21 protein-coding genes and 1 riboswitch are annotated in these 21906 nt (G+C 44.3%); of the genes, 5 read left to right on the forward strand and 16 right to left on the reverse strand.

Annotation, left to right across the window (positions count from 1 at the left end):
• Positions 1 to 92: 92 nt before the first annotated feature.
• The 14 genes from MHI51_RS21335 to mscL all read right to left on the reverse strand — a co-directional run bounded on the left by MHI51_RS21335 (position 93) and on the right by mscL (position 11563).
• Positions 93 to 851 carry a pseudouridine synthase gene (locus MHI51_RS21335; RefSeq protein ID WP_036676166.1) on the reverse strand — a complete coding sequence of 253 codons (759 nt, stop codon included), beginning with the start codon at positions 849 to 851 and terminating at the stop codon, positions 93 to 95.
• Positions 852 to 871: 20 nt separating this feature from the next.
• Positions 872 to 1216 (reverse strand): N-acetylmuramoyl-L-alanine amidase, encoded by a 345-nt coding sequence (locus MHI51_RS21340; RefSeq protein ID WP_076127466.1) that lies wholly within the window; start codon positions 1214 to 1216, stop codon positions 872 to 874.
• Positions 1217 to 1276: 60 nt separating this feature from the next.
• Positions 1277 to 1810 (reverse strand): spore maturation protein, encoded by a 534-nt coding sequence (locus MHI51_RS21345; RefSeq protein ID WP_036676158.1) that lies wholly within the window; start codon positions 1808 to 1810, stop codon positions 1277 to 1279.
• Between the two features lie 7 nt (positions 1811 to 1817).
• The gene (locus MHI51_RS21350) at positions 1818 to 2483 is read right to left on the reverse strand and encodes a nucleoside recognition domain-containing protein (protein WP_076127464.1); all 666 of its coding nucleotides are present in this window, start codon (positions 2481 to 2483) and stop codon (positions 1818 to 1820) included.
• A gap of 36 nt (positions 2484 to 2519) precedes the next feature.
• Positions 2520 to 3725, reverse strand: coding sequence for a D-alanyl-D-alanine carboxypeptidase family protein (locus MHI51_RS21355; protein ID WP_076192224.1), 1206 nt, complete (start codon positions 3723 to 3725; stop codon positions 2520 to 2522).
• A 242-nt stretch (positions 3726 to 3967) separates the two neighbouring features.
• A complete protein-coding gene (ytfJ, locus tag MHI51_RS21360) occupies positions 3968 to 4456 on the reverse strand; it encodes a GerW family sporulation protein (protein WP_076127461.1) in 489 nt (162 codons plus the stop codon).
• 89 nt (positions 4457 to 4545) lie between these two features.
• The gene (locus MHI51_RS21365; RefSeq protein WP_076127459.1) at positions 4546 to 5253 is read right to left on the reverse strand and encodes a DUF2953 domain-containing protein; all 708 of its coding nucleotides are present in this window, start codon (positions 5251 to 5253) and stop codon (positions 4546 to 4548) included.
• A gap of 181 nt (positions 5254 to 5434) precedes the next feature.
• Positions 5435 to 6037: an SMC-Scp complex subunit ScpB gene (gene scpB, locus MHI51_RS21370; RefSeq protein ID WP_036676149.1), complete on the reverse strand. Its 603-nt coding sequence runs from the start codon at positions 6035 to 6037 to the stop codon at positions 5435 to 5437.
• Positions 6006 to 6797, reverse strand: coding sequence for a ScpA family protein (locus MHI51_RS21375; RefSeq protein WP_036676147.1), 792 nt, complete (start codon positions 6795 to 6797; stop codon positions 6006 to 6008). The genes scpB and MHI51_RS21375 overlap by 32 nt, the downstream gene beginning before the upstream one ends.
• 136 nt (positions 6798 to 6933) lie before the next feature.
• Positions 6934 to 7401 (reverse strand): 6,7-dimethyl-8-ribityllumazine synthase, encoded by a 468-nt coding sequence (ribE, locus tag MHI51_RS21380; RefSeq protein ID WP_036676377.1) that lies wholly within the window; start codon positions 7399 to 7401, stop codon positions 6934 to 6936.
• Between the two features lie 36 nt (positions 7402 to 7437).
• Positions 7438 to 8691 carry a bifunctional 3,4-dihydroxy-2-butanone-4-phosphate synthase/GTP cyclohydrolase II gene (locus MHI51_RS21385; protein WP_076127453.1) on the reverse strand — a complete coding sequence of 418 codons (1254 nt, stop codon included), beginning with the start codon at positions 8689 to 8691 and terminating at the stop codon, positions 7438 to 7440.
• Positions 8692 to 8753: 62 nt separating this feature from the next.
• On the reverse strand, positions 8754 to 9422 hold the full coding sequence (gene ribE, locus MHI51_RS21390; protein ID WP_076127451.1) for a riboflavin synthase: 669 nt from the start codon (positions 9420 to 9422) through the stop codon (positions 8754 to 8756).
• Positions 9423 to 9477: 55 nt separating this feature from the next.
• Positions 9478 to 10578: a bifunctional diaminohydroxyphosphoribosylaminopyrimidine deaminase/5-amino-6-(5-phosphoribosylamino)uracil reductase RibD gene (gene ribD / locus MHI51_RS21395; RefSeq protein WP_341003295.1), complete on the reverse strand. Its 1101-nt coding sequence runs from the start codon at positions 10576 to 10578 to the stop codon at positions 9478 to 9480.
• 218 nt (positions 10579 to 10796) lie between these two features.
• Positions 10797 to 10970, reverse strand: a riboswitch (FMN riboswitch).
• A 188-nt stretch (positions 10971 to 11158) separates the two neighbouring features.
• Positions 11159 to 11563, reverse strand: a complete 405-nt coding sequence (gene mscL, locus MHI51_RS21400) for a large-conductance mechanosensitive channel protein MscL (protein WP_076219852.1) — start codon at positions 11561 to 11563, stop codon at positions 11159 to 11161.
• Positions 11564 to 11968: 405 nt separating this feature from the next.
• On the opposite strand from mscL, the gene MHI51_RS21405 reads away from it, so the two are divergent.
• The 4 genes from MHI51_RS21405 (at position 11969) to MHI51_RS21420 (ending at position 16809) form a co-directional block, all read left to right on the forward strand.
• Positions 11969 to 12679 carry a response regulator transcription factor gene (locus MHI51_RS21405; protein WP_405173243.1) on the forward strand — a complete coding sequence of 237 codons (711 nt, stop codon included), beginning with the start codon at positions 11969 to 11971 and terminating at the stop codon, positions 12677 to 12679.
• Positions 12676 to 13779 (forward strand): cell wall metabolism sensor histidine kinase WalK, encoded by a 1104-nt coding sequence (locus MHI51_RS21410; RefSeq protein WP_076219854.1) that lies wholly within the window; start codon positions 12676 to 12678, stop codon positions 13777 to 13779. The genes MHI51_RS21405 and MHI51_RS21410 overlap by 4 nt, the downstream gene beginning before the upstream one ends.
• Positions 13780 to 13906: 127 nt before the next feature.
• Positions 13907 to 15286: an MBOAT family O-acyltransferase gene (locus MHI51_RS21415; protein ID WP_339244240.1), complete on the forward strand. Its 1380-nt coding sequence runs from the start codon at positions 13907 to 13909 to the stop codon at positions 15284 to 15286.
• Between the two features lie 20 nt (positions 15287 to 15306).
• A complete protein-coding gene (locus tag MHI51_RS21420) occupies positions 15307 to 16809 on the forward strand; it encodes a stalk domain-containing protein (RefSeq protein WP_405173244.1) in 1503 nt (500 codons plus the stop codon).
• A gap of 86 nt (positions 16810 to 16895) precedes the next feature.
• Here the strand turns inward: MHI51_RS21420 and MHI51_RS21425 are convergent, their stop codons facing one another.
• Positions 16896 to 20363, reverse strand: a complete 3468-nt coding sequence (locus MHI51_RS21425; protein WP_405173245.1) for a collagen binding domain-containing protein — start codon at positions 20361 to 20363, stop codon at positions 16896 to 16898.
• Positions 20364 to 20606: 243 nt separating this feature from the next.
• Between MHI51_RS21425 and MHI51_RS21430 the strand changes: the two genes are divergently transcribed.
• Positions 20607 to 21362 carry a TIGR02206 family membrane protein gene (locus MHI51_RS21430; protein WP_076127434.1) on the forward strand — a complete coding sequence of 252 codons (756 nt, stop codon included), beginning with the start codon at positions 20607 to 20609 and terminating at the stop codon, positions 21360 to 21362.
• A 54-nt stretch (positions 21363 to 21416) separates the two neighbouring features.
• On the opposite strand, the gene MHI51_RS21435 is transcribed toward MHI51_RS21430, so the two are convergent.
• On the reverse strand, positions 21417 to 21848 hold the full coding sequence (locus MHI51_RS21435) for a peptidylprolyl isomerase (protein ID WP_036676135.1): 432 nt from the start codon (positions 21846 to 21848) through the stop codon (positions 21417 to 21419).
• Positions 21849 to 21906: the final 58 nt, after the last annotated feature.

Genomic DNA, 21906 nt, shown 5'->3' on the forward strand with positions numbered 1-21906 from the left:
CATACTTATGTTGTAAGGTGTGAACATCCTATGAACATTATAGCGAATTTCGTCACAGCTTTAGGGGGTTTAATTGTGAATATTCTGTGTCTTTATGACTCTTTACGTGGAGTTCTTTCTTTAAGCAATCCTGCTTTGGCAATTTGCTGCAGATGGTTAATTTCATCCTTGGTCAAATGACGGTAAGAGCCACGTTTGAGATTTTGCAGCATAATATCCCCGAATGAAATCCGTTTCAGACGGAGTACGGGGTGTGAAATCGCATCAAACATGCGTCGTACCTGACGGTTACGTCCCTCGTGAATCGTGATGCTGATAACCGCTTCCTTATTTGCCTCATCAATATCCTTGTACTCTACTTCCGCAGGCGCTGTCATGCCATCTTCCAGCTTGATGCCAGCTTTCAGCTTGTCCAATGCAGTGCCATGCGGTATACCCTTGACCGTAGCATGATACGTCTTAGGTACATGATGCTTCGGATGAGTCAGCAAGTTAGCAAAGTCCCCATCATTCGTCAGCAGCAGCAAACCTTCCGTATCGTAATCGAGCCGGCCTACAGGGTAAACCCGTTCAGTAATTCCTTTTAGGTAGTCAGTTACAACCTTACGACCCTTTGGATCGGAAGCGCTTGTGATTACTCCCTTAGGTTTGTTGAACATAATATAGATTTTGTTCTCGCCCCGGATCAGTCTACCGGAAACTTTAATAATATCTGTTGCGGGGTCCACCTTCGTGCCAAGCGTAGTTACGAGTTCCCCGTTGACTTCCACTTTACCGGCCAAAATCATTTCTTCACACTTGCGTCTGGACGCCACACCGGCCTGCGCCAAAATTTTCTGTAATCTTTCCATATTCGACTAGTCACCTCAGATCAATGATAACCATCAGAGGGATAAATCACAAGTTCATTCCAAGGAAAAAATGCTCCTGGGCAGGAATTATTGTGGGGTTCGATGATTAAAGGGGAGATTTGGTAGCGTTCTACTAATTCTAAAACAAGTTTAGCCGTTGCAAAAAGCTGCTCCTGCCTTCCGGATATTGGAGGATCGCCCACTTTCTTACCAAAATCACCTTCCAAACAAATATGAATATACTCCGGATCTGTCAGTAGCGGTGCTGCATAAATTGCGCCATCCACTCCTACCCAGAAGTCAAAACCTTTACCGTTAATGGATGTGCAGCTAGAATGATGCAGAATAAAACCTTTATAGTTCATTGCGGAATGCCCCCCTCCACATTGCTGCAATAGCATATGTTCAGGGGGGCAATGGGGTGACTATCCAAATAATAGCAAACACACAGCGATCGCGGCGACAAAGCCGACAACATCGGAGAACAGGCCAACCTTAAGCGCATAACGGCCATTCCGTACGCCTACAGCTCCAAAGTAAACGGTCAAAACATAAAGCGTAGTATCTGTGCTCCCCTGTATGGTGGAAGCAATCATACCAATTAAAGAATCCGGGCCATGCACACGGATTAGATCCGTAGTGTAAGCAAGCGACCCAGTCCCCGTAAGCGGCCGCAGAAGACCAAGCGGCAATACTTCTGCCGGAACACCAAGCCCCCGCAGGGCTGGGGATATGAAGCCCATAAAAAAATCCAGCGCACCGGAAGCGCGAAAAACGCTGATCGCAACCAGCATCCCCACAAGATGGGGAATAATCGCAATGGCCGTGCCAAACCCATCTTTCGCACCTTCAACAAAGGATTCGTAGACTGGCACTTTGCGCGTAAAAGCATAGAGCGGGATGAACGTGATCATGACCGGAATCGCCCATGCCGATATGAGACTGATAAACTGGTACAAATCACGTTCACCCTTTCAATGAGGAATTAGGGAGTGTTGTCTTCGCCAAAGGAGGAACCCCGGACTTTGCTGAAGGGGGCTTCGGCGGTTTGCGCAATAAAGTCAACCTTCGGAAAAACCGGTCTGCCGCAATCGCTGCAAGTGTAGCCACGGCCGTTGCTGCAAGTGTTGTACCTACTATGCCTGCGGGATCGGCTGAACCATAGTTTAACCGGATGGCAATCAGTGTGGCCGGGATAAGCGTAATGCTTGCTGTGTTAAGCGCTAGAAGAGTACACATGGCTGGTGTCGCGGTCTCTTTATCAGGGTTGAGCTTTTGCAGCTCCTGCATCGCCTTGATGCCCATTGGCGTTGCGGCATTGCCTAGTCCGAGCAGATTAGCACTCATATTGGAGAGAATATATCCTATGGCAGGATGCCCTTTCGGCACATCAGGGAATAAAAAAGCTACGACAGGGCCAAGCACCTTGGCAATCTTTTTAAGCAAACCTGCATCTTCTGCTATCTTCATAATCCCAAGCCAGAACACAAGCACACTGATTAAGCCAAAACTTACCGTTACCCCACTCTTGGCTCCGTCGAATACGGCGGCTGTAAACTCATCCATTCTGCCGTTAACGGCGGCGAACAGAAAACCGATGATGATCATTCCTAGCCAAATCCCGTTAATCATGGATACGCCTCCTTCTTCATTCATCAGCCCATTTTCTTATTTCGAACTCGCTCCCATTTCAAATAGAGCCTTCAGTGCACTGCCCAGCGCCTGGAACCAATTATTTGCCGGATAAGCCTGTGCTAGTGTTGGACTGTACTTTTTCATATAAGCAGATTGCTCAGGAGGCAGGTTCTCAGGAGTATACACCGGCACGCGACCTATTTCTTTTCCGCCCAGCTCCAGCACAAGAGCCCCTTGCAATCCAAAATTCGCTCGTGTAGCTTCGGCTGAAGCACTTTCCTTCTGATTTAAAACAAGTTTCGTGATCACTCTATTTTGTTCACCTTGTCCAAGTGGATAAGCAAAGGTTTTGGAGGTTACAAAGTTATAGCCCGTCACGGCATCACCACGTTCGATCAGTGTTTTGAGCGGATAGTGATTAAACCCGAAGTTTAACAGGGAAGCATGATCATTCCAGTCATCGCCGTCATTTATAGTAACTGCGACAAGCTGCTGGCCGTTTCTGGTGGCAGAGCTGACAAGGCAGCGCAGTGCTTTTTTGGTATAACCTGTCTTTACACCGTCCGCTCCCTCGTATAAATACAGCATCTTATTTTTGTTTCTCCATTTGTAATCCCATTTCTCATTTGGATTGTCTGCAGTTTTCTCCTGCGTCTTCACAATTTCTTTAAATACAGGATTATGAAGAGCATAAGCGGTCAGAACAGCCAAGTCGTTAGCACTTGAATAATGCCCTTCAGCGTCAAGACCATGTGGATTAGCAAAATGAGTATGGGTTAGCCCTAGCTCCTCAGCCTTAGCGTTCATAAGGTATACAAAACCTTCCTCAGAACCACCGATATGCTCAGCGATCGCCGTTGCTGCATCATTCCCTGAGCGCAGCATCAGGCCATACAGCATATTTTCCAGCGTCATCTCTTCTCCCTGCTGCAAGTAAATAGAAGAGCCTTCTTTCGCATAGGCATTTTTTCCCACTTTGACTTTAGAGGCTAAATCACCATTCTCAATGGCGACGAGGGCGGTCATAATTTTGGTCAAGCTGGCAATAAGCATAGGCTCATCCCCACGGCTGCTGTACAAAATACGCCCAGATTCCACATCAATCAGTGCCGCTGCTCTTGCATGTGTAGAGATAGAGCTGTTCTCGGCCTGAATTGAAGATAGCGGCGCCAGAAGCAGCAGCGAAAGGCACAATATTAAGGCGAATGGCCATTTACGGGTTATTGTCTTCATGTTCATCCTCCGGCTTCTTATCGGATCTTAAGTAAAAGTGTTTATGTTGTACAAGTGTATGCGGACCAGCCTTAGGGTATGTCCACTCCTGGGATGTTCCACACAAAATATCCCCACAACGTGAGGCTTTGCTTCGATACATTCTCAGGTAATTTGCGGGGATCAAAATATACTTTCTGACACATCAAAAAAGGGACACCGCCTGTGTATGGCGATATCCCCGAGGCTATTTGTAGAATTATGTGTACCTAATGAGTTGAAGATTGAGATGTACTTGGATCGGTTTTAACAGGTGCTGCTGCCGGTGTGGCAGGTGTTGGCGGCGTTTGAGCTGCAGCATTGCCGGTTTGGAACATCGTTTGAATTTTGTCGATGAGCCCTGGTGTTGCATCGATGATTTTTTCGAATAGGTGCGTTTGATTGTCCAGAGGGACAATATTCACTCCATCCTTACCTACCACTAAAAAAGCGATCGGTCGAATGGAGACGCCTCCCCCGCTACCTCCACCAAATGGAAGCATTTTGACTCCACCTTGGGAGCTTGAACCACTTATAGAATCTTCTACTCGATAATCACTACCACCAGCAGCAAATCCAAAGGCAACTTTACTGATAGGCAGGATAATGCTGCCGTCAGGGGTTTGTACTGGATCACCGACAATGGTATTCACATCTACCATACCCTTGATATTTTCCATCGCTGTTTGCATTAGGCCTTGAATAGGATGGTCGCTCATATTGTTTCCTCCTTTAATTGAGTACGATTTCTCTTTCTTCTACAGCGTATATCATCCCCACATCCGCCCATTTGTATGTAACTTTCATTTTAAACTTTCCCGTGTGGCTCCTGACGCATCTGTTTCAGCAGATTTCTCCAATGGCCGATCCCGCCTTTTTCACGCAAGACACGCCGAGATAGCCGCATTAAGGCATACAAAGTATAGCCGACTGACATTTTCCCCTTACAGACAAACTCCATTGCAAAACAAAGCTCATCTTCAAAAACAGGCTTAACAAAAATTCGAGGATGCTGCTGCAATTTCACCCATTGCGAAATAAAACCAACAATACTCCATTTCAGGCCCCAAACCGCTCCCGATGCGGTCGCAGTGTCTGCTGCATCACCAAGAGAGAAATCGGTGGACCAATCGAGCTTTGATATTTTGACATGAGCTACAGTCTCTTTTAACCATTCCTTCAAGCCGCGTGTAGATTTCACAGCTTGGTTAACATTGGCGCGCCAGTGCATTACTCTTTCTTTATCAAATATCTCTTCTTTTACGGTATCTACACCTGTCGTCGCCGTCCCTGTCTCTTTAAACTTTCCCCACACACCCTGCTCCAATCCCTTAAAGACCAATTGGGGAAGTTCATAGTGAAGCTTTATCAGACCAAAAAGAGAGGTAACATCTAATTCGAGCAGGTCATTTTTTCCATGTTTATAACACCGTATGCGGAAATCGATAGATGAAGACAGGACCAGGATCAGTGCCAGTACAAGCAAAACAAGGGGAATTGCAAGCCATAACGTCACGTATTTACCTCCAAGAAACCTTAATAATGGGAACCTTTGGTTTAGTATGGCAATATAAGCTGGAAAAAATTCGGGGTTTGCATAAAAAATATGAGCTTAAATAAAAATAGGGACTGTCCCAAACCACATAAATGGTTTAAGACCAGTCCCTTCAATACAATTATTAGCGTTCTCGTACCAACTAAGGCAGCTCGACATCCTCAAAAGTCATTTGAGTATCCAGCTTATTGAACAAAAGCTGTGTCTCTTCTTCCAAATTATCCGTGGACTCAAAGTTTGTTGGTTCCGGCAGATCCTTTAGACTGGCAAGACCAAAGCTCTCCAAGAAGGATTTAGTCGTCCCGTACAAAATTGGCCGGCCTACCGCTTCCGCACGACCAACCTCATGAATCAAATCCTTGTTATTCAGCGTATGAATTGCGCGTTCCGACTTCACACCCCGGATCTCTTCAATCTCCACCCGCGTAATCGGTTGGCGATAAGCCACGATTGCGAGAGTCTCTAAGGCAGCCTGAGACAAGGTTGATCTGGATGGTGAATAGGCCAGACGCTCAAAATAGTGGGCATGATCAGGCAATGTAGCCAGCCGATAATTCCCGGCAATTTGCACTACCTGTAAGCCCCGCTCCTGTGCTACATAATCTTCTTTTAGTTCCTCTAATGCTCCGGCCGCAAGCTCTGGGCGCTGTTCCGTAATTTCAGCCACTTGGCGTACGGAGATTCCTTCATCCCCTGATAGAAACAGCAGGCCTTCAATAATCGATTTCAGCGTTTTGTAATCCATTGAAGTGTTCTCCTCCTCTCCACTCCATTACGATGTCATCAAACAATTTCTCTTGGTAGCAAAAAATCGCCTTCATTTTCATCAGTTCCAGAATCGCAAGAAAAGTAACTACGATTTCGTGCCGTGCCATTTCATCGTGAAGCAGTGCCGAGAAATGCAGCTTACCGCCTGTACCTCTGCGCTGCAGCGCATCTGATACATCACGTATACGATCTTTTACCGATATTTCATCCCGGGTGATCCGCTGGTAAGAAGACCTTCTGGCAGCCTTACTTAGCGCTTTACGAAAAGCGGCTATTAAGTCTGAGGTATGTAGTCCTTTTAGCGTTTGATCAATCTCTTCTGGCACGAATGGACCCAAATCCTCAGGCTCCTTCGTAAAAATCAAGCTCCGCTCGCTCTCCATATCCATTAAATGTACAGCAATACTCTTGAACTTACGATACTCAATCAGTCGCTGAACAAGTTCAGCTCGTGGATCAAATTCATCCTCTTCGTAATATTCAAAATCATCGATCTCAATGACCGGTGGTTTGGGCAGCAATAGCTTGCTCTTTATAGATAAAAGGGTAGCGGCCATCACGAGAAATTCACTCGTAATATCCAATTCAAGCTCCTGCATGCTACGCAGGTATTCCATATACTGTTCGGTGATCTCGGCGACCGGAATGTCCTGGATGTCGATTTCCGCCTTATCAATTAAATGCAAGAGCAGATCCAGCGGACCTTCAAACGTCTCCAGCTTGTACAATACAGTCACGAAGCATCCTCCCGCCAAAAAAAGTAAAGTGCAGCGCCCGTCTGGACGCTACACAAGTAGAAAGGGCTCTTATAATCCATGCTTTCTTCTTATACTATAAATAAGCACGAATTCGACTGATTCGTCAATAGCTGACTTACTTAAACAGTTTGTTAAGATTCGCCATTTCAATCGCAGCAGTCGCAGCATCCCAGCCTTTATTGCCTGCTTTGGTTCCTGAACGCTCGATGGCCTGTTCAATATTTTCAGTAGTGACTACGCCAAAAATGGTCGGCACGCCGGTCTTAAGATTGATAGCGGCTACTCCTTTGGCAACTTCATTACATACATAATCATAGTGTGTAGTGGAACCACGGATAACCGTTCCTAAGGTGATTACAGCGTCGTATTTGCCGCTTTCAGCCATTTTTTGCGCGATCAACGGAATTTCAAATACCCCTGGAACCCAAGCAACATCCACTTCATCATCACCAACACCATGGCGTTTAAAGGCATCAAGTGCACCTGACAAAAGCTTGCTGGTAATAAATTCATTAAAACGTCCTACAACAACTCCGTATTTTAACCCCTCAGAAACTAAGTGACCTTCTAAATATTTCGGCATATCCATCATCTACCCTTCGTTTTTTATAATGTATGGTTAAGCTTTCGAATCCTCATTTTGTTCAATATCGTCAAAAGACAGCATATGTCCAAGCTTCGCTTGCTTCGTGTGGAGATAATTGGTGTTGTCCTTGTTCTCCGGCATTTGTATCGGCACGCGCTCAACGACTTCCAACCCATAACCCTCCAGCCCTTTGATCTTACGCGGGTTGTTCGTGAGCAGACGGATTTGGCGCACACCCAGATCCTTCAGAATCTGTGCTCCAATTCCATAGTCACGCAAATCTGCTGGAAAACCAAGCTTTAGATTCGCATCTACAGTGTCAAGACCTTCCTCTTGCAGCTTGTAAGCCCGAAGCTTATTGATAAGGCCAATGCCTCTGCCTTCTTGGCGCATATAGAGTAACACGCCCCTACCGGCAGTTTCGATCTGCCGCAGTGCAGCTTCAAATTGCGGGCCGCAATCACAGCGATGGGAGTGGAATACATCACCAGTCAGGCATTCGGAATGTACACGTACAAGCACTGGCTCATCGCCGGAAATATCGCCTTTTACCAAAGCTACATGCTCTTTATCATCCACTTCATTTGTATAAGCAATGGTCTGGAAATCTCCAAAATCGGTAGGAAGTCGTACAGACACTTCGCGTGTGACGAGTTGTTCTTTTTCGTTGCGATAATGAATAAGATCCTTGATACTGATCAGCTTAAGATCATGCTTGCGGGCAATTTCGATTAGATCAGGTAAGCGGGCCATTGAGCCATCTTCCTTGATAATCTCGCAAATGACACTGGCTGGATAAGCGCCACACATCCGCGCTAGATCAACAGCAGCCTCCGTATGTCCGGAGCGGCGCAGAACGCCACCTTTTTTCGCAATCAGCGGGAACATATGCCCCGGTCTGCGGAAATCAGCAGGTTTCGCTTTTGGATCGATCATGGCTTTAACGGTCAAAGATCTTTCCCCCGCAGAGATCCCAGTGGTTGTATCTTTATGGTCAACAGATACGGTAAAAGCCGTACCGTGATTATCGGTATTGTGGGTTACCATGGCTTGCAGTTCAAGTTCTGCCGCACGCTCCTGGGTAATAGGCATACAAACCAATCCACGTCCCTCAGTAATCATAAAATTGATGACCTCTGGTGTCGCACGTTCAGCAAGGGCTATAAAATCCCCTTCATTCTCACGATCTTCATCATCCACTACAATGATGACTTTACCGCGCATTAAGTCATATATTGCTTCTTCAATCGGATCCAAGACACTTTCCTTTTTCGATTGCTCGCTCATGATCCTATCCTCCTAAAAGCTTTACGAAAGATTATTCCCTTCTTCGTAAGCAAACTCTTTATTTAAACAAACCCGTTCGCCGCCAAAAAATCATGACTAATCCCGGAGCGGCTCTCGCCTTCTTCATCTTGGGCGGCTGAGCCATAATGCAATAAATGATCTACATATTTGCCAAGTACATCACACTCGATATTTACACTATCCCCAGCCCGTTTGTGCGTCAGAACTGTTTCCCCTAACGTATGCGGAATAATGGACACTGCAAGCGATGTGGCTGTAGTCTTCACTACAGTTAAACTAATGCCGTCGATCGTGATCGATCCCTTGGGGATAATATATTTAAATAGTGATTTACGATCCGGTGCAATCTCGAATACAACAGCATTCTGATCACGTTTTACACTTTTAATAATGGCAGTGCCATCAACATGTCCTTGAACAATATGCCCTCCAAAACGCCCGCCGGCTGCCATTGCTCGTTCCAGATTCATCCGGCTGCCGGGCTTCAGTTCCTTCAGGTTGCTATTCCGGTAGGTCTGCGGCATTACATCCACTGTAAAGGAATGATCTCCCAAAGTTGTCGCCGTGAGGCAAACCCCATTGACGGACACACTGTCACCGATTTTTAGATCATCCATGATGACCGAAGCGGCAATATTCAGCACCATCATTTCCCCACCGGCGGAGACACTGCGCAAAACACCAACCTCTTCAATTAATCCGGTGAACATGATATCCCTCCTAAAAAGCATTACTTCCTCAAATTCACTTCTTGCATAGCTTTTGTTAGCGTACTGGAGTGCCGCTGATACATACATTATCTCCCAGCACTTTTACTTCCAATCCTTCAAGTGAGATCGCATCCTTCATCAGCTCTACACCCGGAAATACGAAAGTTCCTTTCGCTTCTGTGCCACCGCCGACAATTTTTGGAGCGAAGAATAGAATAATACGATCCACTAGCCCGCTCTCCAGCATCGCGCCATTCAGCGTCCCCCCGCCTTCCAGTAAAATAGAGCCTATCTCCATTTCGCCAAGAGATATCATGGCCGCCTTCAGATCCACTCTTGGACCTGCTCCGCACACAACGATTTGAACGCCTGCTTCCAGCAGAGCAGCCTTTTTAGCAGGATCTGCAGCATCGGTTGTTACAATAAGTGTAGGCGCTAGACCATCACATACAACTGCCGAATTCAGAGGAATACGTAGCCCGGAATCAATGATGATCCGCGTCGGGTTAATGCCAGGCACTTCTGTTCTTGTTGTCAGAGAGGGATTATCAGCAATCACTGTATTCACACCGACCATGATGCCCTGATGCCGATGCCGCAGCGTATGTACGATCTCCCGCGCTTCCCCATTCGAAATCCATTTACTGTCACCAGATTTGGTAGCTAGATTGCCATCAAGCGTACTTGCACTCTTCAGCGTAACAAAAGGTTGTTTTGTCAAAATATATTTGATAAATCGCTCATTTAATCGAAGCGCACGATCACGCAACAAACCGACTTCGACCGCTATCCCTTGATCACGCAGCATTTGAATTCCGTGCCCTGCCACCTGAGGGTTCGGGTCTTCACAAGCAACTACAACCCTAGCTACCCCTTCATCGATCAGCCTTTGGCTGCAAGGTGGAGTTTTTCCATAATGGCTGCACGGTTCTAGTGTGACATATGCCGTACTGCCCTGTGCCTGCCCAGCTGCCATATTCAAAGCGTGCACCTCGGCATGCCCCGTACCTCGCTGTAAATGAGTTCCGAGTCCAATCATTGCTCCATTCTTCACCACAACGCAGCCAACAACAGGGTTAATTCCCGTCTGTCCTTGGGCACGTTCGGCCATGTCCAGTGCTAGCGACATATAAAACTCATCATTCATGTTGTCCATCTCTTCCTCCTATCCACTGCTGTCAATTCTTTAGCTTAAAAAACAGAAAAACCCATCTCATTCTCCAGGAGGAGTTCAAGATGGGTTATGCGAGAGTTCATCGGCAGTCCAAATAAAAGTGTGCTTAAATAGCCGTCAATCGACGGGTATTGTGAAATATCGCACATGATTATATGAAAACACTGCGATCCGCCAGTCCATTGCAGACAAGCGGTCAACCTCTCCTTCTTCCATCCAGACTATACTGTCGGTCCCGGAATTTCACCAGGTCCACCGTTCGCGTCAACAACGCGAGCCGGGTAGCGGACTGAGCACTGTAGATAAACTGAATACGTTATTTCTACAACAGCATCACCGCCGGTAGGGAATTACACCCTGCCCTGAAGGATTGATCCTTTATTTAATTGAGGTTCAAGTTTTCCTTACTAACAAAATTATCACTTACACCAGCGAAATGCAAGTGCGTTTATTATATTTACTTAAAATTTGTAACTAGATTATAGATTGTACTGAGTTTATAAAAGGAAACCAAGAAGCGCCAGGACAATGGCTCCTGGCGCTTCTTGGTTATTTTTCATGATTACAAACCACGTTCTTGTTGTTTCAAAAGATCACGAATTTCTGTAAGCAGCACGATATCCTCTGCAGGTGCTGGAGTCTCCACCACTTCAACTTTAACGGCTTCTTTGCGTTGGAATTTATTAGCCAGCTTAATCACCATAAAGATAGAGAATGAAATAATAAAGAAATCAACTACAGATTGTAAAAATTGCCCATAAGGGATAATTAGTTTATTCTGCATAACCATGACACTTAGAGCCCGATCCTTCAAATCTATACCACCCGTTAGCAAGCCTGCAATTGGAGTAATAATATCAGATACCAATGATGTCACAATCTTCCCGAATGCAGCTCCGATTACTACAGCAACCGCTAAATCAAGAACATTCCCTTTCAAGGCAAAATCTTTAAATTCTTTCCACATATTCCAAATAACCCCCAACATATATAATTTGAAATTATTATAGCATAGTAGCTTCCTAATTCTTAAGACTTGTTAAGAAACTATTAAGTTTCCCTTTACTTTTACCTGCCACTGCTGTTAAGAAGTTTTCTGTAAAATAAGGTTTAAGAATTTTTCTTCTTACATGATAGAGGCAGGGCTGAGAATGTATTACATGGATTGAGGCACAGGGATCAGAGCAAGCTAAAAGAAAAAACAACTTGACATAATGCTGTGGGGGATTTGGTCTTTTATTCCACTAATTTATTAGCTGCTATACAGTTCCTTTGCCTTCACTGGTCTTCAAATGAGGCTTCCAAACAAGAAAATGTTGTATACTTCTTATAGCAAGAATTGCGCTTTACAAGCAAGAAAGGACGCTGAGAAATGCACAACGCAACGCTGCTATTGGTGGACGACGAAGCCGAGATTATTAAACTAATGCAGATCTATCTGGAGAACGAGGGTTACCGGCTGTTAACTGCCAAAGACGGGCTGGAAGCACTCGAAATTATCAATAGAGAGACTATAGACCTCATGGTTCTTGATATCATGATGCCTAATATGGACGGCATTGAGGCTTGTATTAAAATTCGAGAAACGCAAAAATTTCCGATCATCATGTTATCTGCTAAAGGGCAGGAACTTGATAAAATCACCGGACTTAGCGTAGGTGCAGATGATTATGTTACGAAACCTTTTAGTCCGCTGGAGTTAGTTGCCCGTGTTAAATCCCAGCTGCGCAGAACTCGAAATTACATGGCAGATCTAAACGCCAAACAGGATGAAATCATCATTGATGGCCTGGTTATTAATTCGGTTACGCATGAACTAAGTGTGGATGATCACCCAGTTAAGCTTACCCCGCGAGAATTTGCGATTCTAGAGCTGCTCGCCCGTAATAAGGGACAAGTTCTAAGCATGGAGCAGATCTACGCCAAAGTATGGAAAGAACAATTCCTGGAAAGCAACAATACACTCATGGTGCATATTCGTAAAATCAGAGAAAAAATAGAAGAAAATCCGCGTAAACCACAATACTTAAAAACGGTATGGGGCGTTGGCTACAAACTGGAAAAGGGAGGTCCTTCTAGTTGAACTTTAAACGATTCGATACCCTATCCTGGAAAATAGTTGGCTTCAGCTTAACGAGCCTAGCACTCACCGCTTTAATCTTAATGGGCGGCTATTATGGCACTTCACTATTGCTGTGGTTAAATCCTTCACGCTCCTTTTGGGGAGTCAGACTCATTCTCTGGGTGATCAATACCATTGGATCGACGCCAGTTGTGATTCTTATAGGGATTCCTTTATTTATTTTTTTCATCCTAAAACTGTCCAGAAATACAACTAAGAATCTTCATAACATTACGAGCGGAGTTCAGGCCATTGCGGATGGCAATTTATCTTTCACGGTGCCGGTAACAGGTACGGATGAACTCGGAAAGCTCGCAGAAAATATGAACACTATGGCTGGCAAGCTAAAATCTGCTATAGAGGAAGAACGAGCCGCTGCAAAAGCCAAAAACGACCTAATCACAGGTGTGTCTCATGACCTCCGAACCCCACTAACCTCTGTTCTCGGATTCCTTGAATATGTGGAGAAGGATCGTTATAAAAATGAGGTTGAACTGCGTTATTATGTGAATATTGCCTATGAGAAATCTCTGACTCTTAAAAAGCTAATCGACGATTTATTTGAATACACTCGCGTCAGCAGCAGCGGATTACCGCTAAATATTGAGCCAGTAGATCTCGGCAAGCTGCTCGAACAGCTGATTGAGGAATTTGCACCCGTACTGGAACAAGCAGATATGAGCTACCGCATTCATACGGATACTGCTCCTCTGATTATCAACGGAGATGCGGACGAGCTGGTGCGATTGTATGAGAACCTATTTACCAATGCCGTAAGATACGGTAAGGAAGGAAAAATTCTAGACATTTCTGTTGTTAGAAAAGACGATAGAATAGTTGCTCTGTGTACGAATTACGGTACTCCTATCCCTGCATCCGACCTCCCCCACTTATTTAAACGCTTTTATCGTGTCGATAAATCCCGTTCCCGAGAGACAGGCGGAAGTGGCTTAGGGCTCGCCATAGCCAAGAGTATTGCAGAGCTTCACGGCGGAACCATTACAGCCAAAAGTACACGCAAACAAACTGAATTTGAAACCTCTTTCCCTGTGAGCGAATGATGCTTGCGGGGATTTTTTGTACAATCTCAACCATTAAGAAAATGATAAGAATTCATAACATAAAGCCTTAAGATCTCTGGCTTATAGTGATTTCATACTAAATCTGCTATAAGTGAGGATTGTTGTTATGCTATTTAATTCGTATCCCTTTATGTTTGGTTTTCTGCCTATCGTGCTGGCCGGATATTTTATTCTGAATCGTCTTCGTCTCACACTCTGTGCTAAGGTATGGCTTACCCTCGCCTCTTTAGTTTTTTACGGGTATTGGAACATAAAATATGTTCCTCTAATCTTGTTATCCATCTTTTTTAACTATGTTATGGGCCATTTCATTCATACCACAACAGCTAAGCGTCGCCGGCCGCTGCTAATCTTTAGCTTAAGCACAAATATTCTATTACTCGGCTATTACAAATACACGGATTTTTTTATAGAAAATTGGAATGAGGTAACCGCAAGCAACCTTTCTCTGCACCATCTTATATTGCCTTTAGGCATAAGTTTCTTTACCTTTACACAAATCGCCTACCTTGTTGATGTTTACCGGAACCAAGCGCGTGAGTACAATCTTTTGAATTACACGCTATTTGTGACTTTTTTCCCGCATCTGATCTCCGGTCCCATCCTTCATCACAAGGATATGATGCCCCAATTCGATAAACTGCGAAATAAGGTTTGGAATTGGAACAACATACGGAAGGGGACCCTCTTCTTCAGCATCGGATTAGGAAAAAAAGTCATCCTAGCGGATACCCTAGCTGGTTATGCTGATAACGGTTTTGCAGCTGCAACATATTTTGTAGATTCATGGGTGGCTATCCTTTCCTATACCTTACAAATCTACTATGATTTCAGCGGCTATACCGATATGGCGATTGGAATAGCACTGCTGTTTAACATCCATCTGCCGCAAAATTTCAATGAACCCTACCGAGCCATAAGCATCCGCGATTTCTGGAGACGCTGGCATATTACGCTCAGCCATTTTCTTAGAGATTATATCTACATTCCACTTGGCGGCAACCGGAAAGGCTTCTGGATTTCGATCCGAAATGTCATTATTACTTTTCTGATCGGTGGTTTCTGGCACGGTGCAGGTTGGCTATTCATCCTGTGGGGGCTCTTGCATGGAGTAGGACAAGCTGTAGAGAAATGTTGGGGACGCTGGGGCTTCTCCCTTCCCAAATGGTTATCATGGTTGCTGACTTTCATATTTGTGAACATCACATGGGTATTTTTCCGTGCAGAACATATATCGCAGGCATTTCGTTTGTTGAAAGGGATGAGTGGGCTTAACGGGGTATCTTTGCAATCTATTGAATCGCTTAAATGGGCAATCATCCTGATTCTCATCTTAATGACGATCATTCTCTGGAATCCCCTTCATCTGTTGAACAAACGTAATTTTCAGTATAGCTGGAAAACAGCATTTGTGATGGCATTTATCATTATGTTCTCGCTGTTATTCTTCAACCGAATTACAACCTTTTTATACTTTAACTTCTAGAACTGTAAGGAGGAATGATGATGCTTGCATCACGGCTTCAAAATAATAACAACCCACGTAAATCCCCCGGGATTCATACTAAATCGAAACGTTTCATAGGTTATTTCCTGCTTTGTTTCAGCTTGTTAGCGCTTCTAACGGCGCTGATTACTGCTTTTATCGACCCATTACAATTCTATCACCGTCCATCGTGGTATACCCCACTCTTGTCAGAAGAAGAACGTTATCAGAATCCAGGTTTAGCTAAAAATTACGACTACGACAATATTATCATCGGCACGTCTATGACAGAGAACTTTCTTCCCTCTCAAGTAGATGCCAGCTTAGGTGGGACAACCTTAAAGTTATCTATGGAAGGATCCACGGTCGATGAGCATTATAAAATTGCCAAACTCGCATTGGAGACAGGCAAAGTAAAACAAGTCCTCTGGGGTTTGGATTATTTCTCTTTGAAACTCGCCACAGCCGAAGATGAGGAAGATTTCCCTGACTATCTGTATGACGGTAAACTGTGGAGCGACTACAAATACTGGTTCAATTCATCTGTATATAAACAATTTTTAAGCAGCATCAAAAATAACCAGAGTGGTGAAGCTAAACAGGATTTGGAATATTTATACAACTGGAATAACAAAGTAGTGTTTGGCAAGCAATACGTTGCAGAATCTTACCTAATGGCTTGTGACAAGGAGCTGGATTACGGTACTAACGAGGAAAGCATTGAGCAAGTAAAGGGCTATTTTAATACGTATATCCGTCCTCTGCTGGAGGAATATCCCGATGTCCAGTTTTATTTCTACTACCCGCCCTACAGCGTTATGCGTCAGGTCGCTTGGTCTGCCAGTAATCCCGTTCGCTTTAACAATCAGCTTGTCATGCGGCAATGGATATTCGAGCAATTTGAACAGTTTCCAAATGTGAAGCTATACGATTTCCAAGCCGAAGCGGATTGGACATTCAATCTAGACCTCTATAAGGATTTAAGCCATCATAATGGTGAGGTTAACACGTGGATAGCAGAAGCTATCGGACAGGACAGTTCTAAATATCGGGTAACTTCCAGCAACATAAAGGCGCTTAATAGCTCGCTGGAATCACAGGCGGAAAGCGCCGTTATGGATAATAACGGAAAAGTTTATCGCAGCAGTGTACAAGTAAATGGATTATCACTAGCACTTAACATCCGTTTAGTGCAAGGAAATAAAGAATTATGGCTGGCCGCCAAAGATATCGGGACAGCCCTGGGTGCATCCATAACGTGGGATGCGGCCACTAAAACTGTATCGCTTACTTCCGCCGAGAACACCGTTACTATGACTGTGGGCAGTGTCAAAGCACTCGTGAACGGGAAAGCTCTCACCATTGATGCTGCGCCGCTACTGGCAGGAGGAAAAGTTTTAGTCCCGCTAGCCTTTGTTGCGGAACAGCTCGGCTGGAATGTCTCAAGTGAAAAGGAAGGCGAATGGCTGCGGTATAACCTAAGCACCTCAGATAACGCCGGTACACTTAAGAATCAGCCATAAAATTTTCAAAAAAAAGCATAAAAGCACCCGGCATTTATCATGCTGGGTGCTTTTGCATAAAAATCTTAAATCACACTAATCTCCGATCACTCTGTCTTACCTCTACGTCTAAATACTCGGTTCATAACAAATCCTATGGTTATCAACCCTATTCCCGACAGATACAGAGGCAAAGGACTGTTCTCACCTGTCTTCGGCAGCTGAGGAGCACCCGAAGTGCTATTGTTCACCGTACCTTTTGGTACTTCTTCAACGTCGATATCAACTTCTCCTAATGGAATTTCTTCTTCGGTAATCTCTTGCTCAGGAGTTCCCTCATCGGTTGATGTCACGGATCCTAGATCGGCCGCATTTCCAGGACCAGCAGGAACAGCTGGATCATTAATAATTACTTCGGGTACGGGCGAGCTTGTAGACGTGGGTACCACCGAACCTCCAGATGTGCTGCTTGTAGGGATTGGTGTAGGTGCAGCAGTCACTTCTGGTGATGGAGAAACCGTCGGTGCTGGCGTTGTTGATGGTGCAGGTGTTACGGTTGGTTCTGGTGTTGTTGTTGGAGCACCGGTTGGTTCTGGCGTTACCGTAGGCGTGGGCTCCACTGCTTTTTGATTCGTAATCACCAGTTGAACCGCTGACGAGGAACGAATCTCCACTGGATGCTCGGATGTATCGAGCACGTAACCATTTGGAGCTGCTGTCTCCACCAATACATAGCTACCCAGCCATATTTTATTAAATGTAGCTGTACCCTCTGCATCTGTAGTTAGACTGTTAATCAGTACACGTTCCGTGCCATTTAGTCGATACAATGCAAAAGTCGCATCACCAAGCGCCTTTAAGTTATCTTCAGCATCTAGCTTCTTAATATTGAGAGTGCCTCTTCCCCCGCTGCCTGTGCCAGAACCGCTGGAGACCCCGACAATAATTTCTTTAGAGGTTTCTTTACTTATTTCACTGCCGTTAAAACCACTGAAATGTACAGTATTTATTACTTTGTCTCCAGTGTTAGCCACAATCAGGGATTGATATTCGAGAATGTAAGCCCTGCTGATTTCATAGGCAAAGCTTAACTCAAAGGATTGTTTTCCATCGGCATGCGTTGTGATAACAACGCTATAATCAATACCCTGAATCAGTTCAGGACCGCTTTTCGTGATATCTCCGTTCACAGCTACAGCCGTAGGATACAGATGGAATGAATTCTGCAGCAAAATTTGATTAGCACTAGGAGTATCTTTGATTAATGCATCCTTTATTGTGGACTGCCCCCGGTTAATTTGCAGGCTCCAGTCAATTTTATCCCCGTTTTGTGTACCGTCCTTCAGCACATAATCCTCTCCAAAAGGAATTTTTACGGAGGCGGTCAAATCTTTGGAAACCACTTTTGCTCCATCATAGAGATTAGCTTTATTATCAACAGTAGTGCCTATTATTTGCCCTTCAAGACTTGTATTAAATTCAATGTAGAAAGCGGAGTTAATCTTATCTGTAAAAATAACTTTTAATTCATTATCGCTATTTACGCTATAGCTATATTTATTAGGATTCACTTCTGTACCCTTGGTAGGGTCACCATTCTTTGCAATATTCATAGTGTAAACTTTTAGTGAACCAGGAACCAAGGTCTGGCCTGATTTTAAAATATCAACAAGCGCCGGAGCTTCGAGGGTTTTGCCGTTATAATTGGCGCCTATCGTCCAAATAATTTTTTTAGTTGAAGCATCGTAGGCTCCCCCTTTAAATCCATTGCTTTTCGCCTCAGGTCTAGGAATGAATAACCCTTCTGCTTCTATCGTGCGTAAGGCTTCAGTACTGTCCATCCAGTCTAACCGAACTTTGTTATTGAAATTTTCAGTTTTAGCCCAAATCCATTCCTTGTTAAATTCTGTAGAATAGCTAATCGTATAAAGACCAGATACCGGTGAATTAAACACTACCTTGAAGCCTTTATTAGGCTCGACAGGTGAGTTGTACACTAGATCATAGTTATTTGGATTTAAAACATTCCCATTCAGATTTCTAATCACCAGTGATTCTGGAATAAACTTTAGGCCGCCAAATGGGAAGGATTCGGTAACTGTAACATGGCTCATCGGGTAATTATCACTATTCAATGTGACCTTCCAACCCAATGTTTTATTCTGATAATCTACGGTTGATAAAGTCTTATAAAGAATGGAAGACCGGATTAATCGGGTAGCCTGATCACTATACGTACTATCAGATACTGTATTAGTTATGGTGGCATCCTCAAACACGCGTTTTATCGCTTTTGTCTTATATTCGATTCGATATGGTGAAGTAACATCGTGTGCAAATTGCAATACAAATCCAGACTTATGAACGTCTGACGTGGAAACAACCGTGTAGTCAACATCCTTTGTCAAAACCTTGCCTAACGTTGCACCACCGGAAGAATCCAGCTGCACAGCATATACTTTTAGCGAATCGGCTACCAGTTCTTGAGAATCATCGAACAAATCTGTTAACACAGCGTTTCCTTGCGGGATGTTCTTTTCATTGTAGTTATATTCAATTGCCCAGGAAATGATCTGCTTGCCCCCATCATAGCTTGTGGAATACTTTTTCAAGCTTCCTCCACGTTCTACATTTACTGTGGCAGTCGAGCTGGCAGGCTCTTGCCCATTTCCTGAAAAAGTTGCAGTATTGGTGAAGCTTAGCTGATGGTCATTAGTAATCCCTGTGGAATATACAATACGGTAAGCCTCTTTAATCACAGGCTCCGTAAAACGGACAATCAGTGTCCCTCCGGAGAGCTCTGCAGAGTATTTGCTTGTGTCGAGCAATGCTCCTTCCGTTACTGAACCATCCAATTGAATGCTCAGTTGATACACGCTCACTGTGACTGGAGTATTTAATGATAAGCCTGAAGGGATGGGGTCACTCACAATGGCATTCCCCACGGCTTCCAAAGACTTATTGACATCAACAGTCCATAATATTTGGTTCGCATTGAAACCTTCGGCAATACCTCTCTTCTCTATAGTCGATCCAACACTTGGTTTAAAATTTACTGTCACTGTCTGAATACCGCCGCTCACGGGAAATAAAATATTCTGTATAGTACTGCCCGAGATTTGCTGTTTATCGAATTTAGTATTTAACCGCAGCGTTCCCTGCACGTCATCATGCGTTTCTATGTAGTCATTAAAAGTCATTATCACTTCATGTGAAATTTGCCTGACTTCAAAGCTCCCTACATCTCCATCCTCAGAGACCAACGGTCCGTTAAAATCATTAAATAACTGGAACTGTTCTGGAAGCTGAAAAGTAAAAGTGTCACCTTGCTTGTAATTATGATTTTTAGGAAGAGACCAATTATAATCCAAGGTAACATTAGCATCTCGTTCGTATACGCTGTTCGTGACCGTGATTCCATCTGGCCCGTAAACAGCCATTGAAACACTGGTGATGATATTTCTTTCGTCATCAATCGCAGCCGCTTTTACTTGCGGAGCAAATCCGATGCCATAGGCATATTGAGCCACAAGCATCAAAATAATGACCATTACACTTATTTTTTTCTTAAACATGTTCCTGTTGCCTCCATTTTCTTGTTCTAATTGTTTTCCACCCCTGCATGTTCAAAAGCTTCATATGTAATTCCGCGCCCTACGCCCCATCTTATGTTAATATAATGAAAAGTCTTCCTTATGTGGTGGAGTTGACAGAACATATACATATATACCCATTTTATGGATATCTAGAATCAAGATTATTAAAATTCTCAAACTTTATTTTTGATGGATGTTTTCACGTTCAAAGGAGGTTCGTCTATGCAGCTTTCATCTTTTTTTGATCGCCAGCACGCGGAGGATTTCATCATGTTCTCCTCTTCGCATTGGGTTGCGCTGTCTATCATTACGTTAAGTTGTCTACTGCTCTATGGCTTACGGTTTGAAATTCGTACAGATTCAAGACTTCGGCAAAGCGTGCGTTTGCTGCTAATCATTCTACTTGTAGTCTCAGAAGCCGGGCTGCAAATGTGGTACATCTCTCAGAACATCTGGCGCTCCAGCTCCTCATTACCGTTCGAGCTCTGTGGAATCACTCTACTGCTGTCTATTATCATGTTAATTTCACGCAGTCGAACCCTTTATTCCTTTCTCTACTTTGCCGGGATCGGCGGAGCATTTATTGCGTTGCTCACCCCTAACCTAGTTTATCCGTTCCCTCATTTCCGCTTTCTCCTGTTTTTTATAGCTCACGGTTCTATTATTCTGGCGTCTCTTTACATGACCTGGATTGAGGGCTACAAGCCGACTTGGAGATCTTTACTCATCACCATGCTCGGCCTCAATATTGTGGCTGCCTGCATCTGGACTGCTAATTACTTCCTAGGCTCAAACTACATGTTCCTATCCCAGAAACCTAGTACCTATTCCGTATTGGATTATTTTGGACCTTATCCTTATTACCTGCTTGTTGAAGAGCTGTTTGCCTTCACTGTGTTTCTAGCTATGTATTTGATATTCTTCTGGCTGCCAGAGCGGCGCAATTCACGGCGTAGACAGGTTAGGCGGATTCTTTAACAACACAAAAAAGCCAGCCCCGATATTCGGAGACTGGCTTTTAACTATTAAATCTTAAGCTTCGATGATTTCTACCGAAGTCATTTTGTCGCGTCCTTTGAAAGCATCAACAAGATCCATGCCTTCTACTACTTTACCAAACACAGTGTGTACTCCATCCAAGTGTGGTTGTGGAGCGTAGCAGATGTAGAACTGGCTTCCGCCTGTGTTCTTACCTGCATGTGCCATTGCAAGTGTTCCGCGTTCATGTTTGTTTGGGTTAATTTCGCAGTTGATTGTGTAACCTGGGCCGCCAGAGCCAGTTCCGTTAGGACATCCGCCTTGAGCAACGAAACCAGGGATAACACGGTGGAATGTCAATCCGTTGTAGAAACCTTCTTTTGCCAGCTTTTCAAAGTTGGCTACAGTGTTAGGTGCATCTTGATCGAACAAGTCCAGCAGCACTACGCCGCCATTTTCTAGAGTGATTTTCGCTTGCTTTGCCATATGTAAATGACCCCTTTCAAAATTAACAAATTTAGAATACCTCAATTATATTACTATG

This window comes from Paenibacillus sp. FSL H8-0260, assembly GCF_045040625.1.
Classification (GTDB): domain Bacteria; phylum Bacillota; class Bacilli; order Paenibacillales; family Paenibacillaceae; genus Paenibacillus_AQ; species Paenibacillus_AQ odorifer.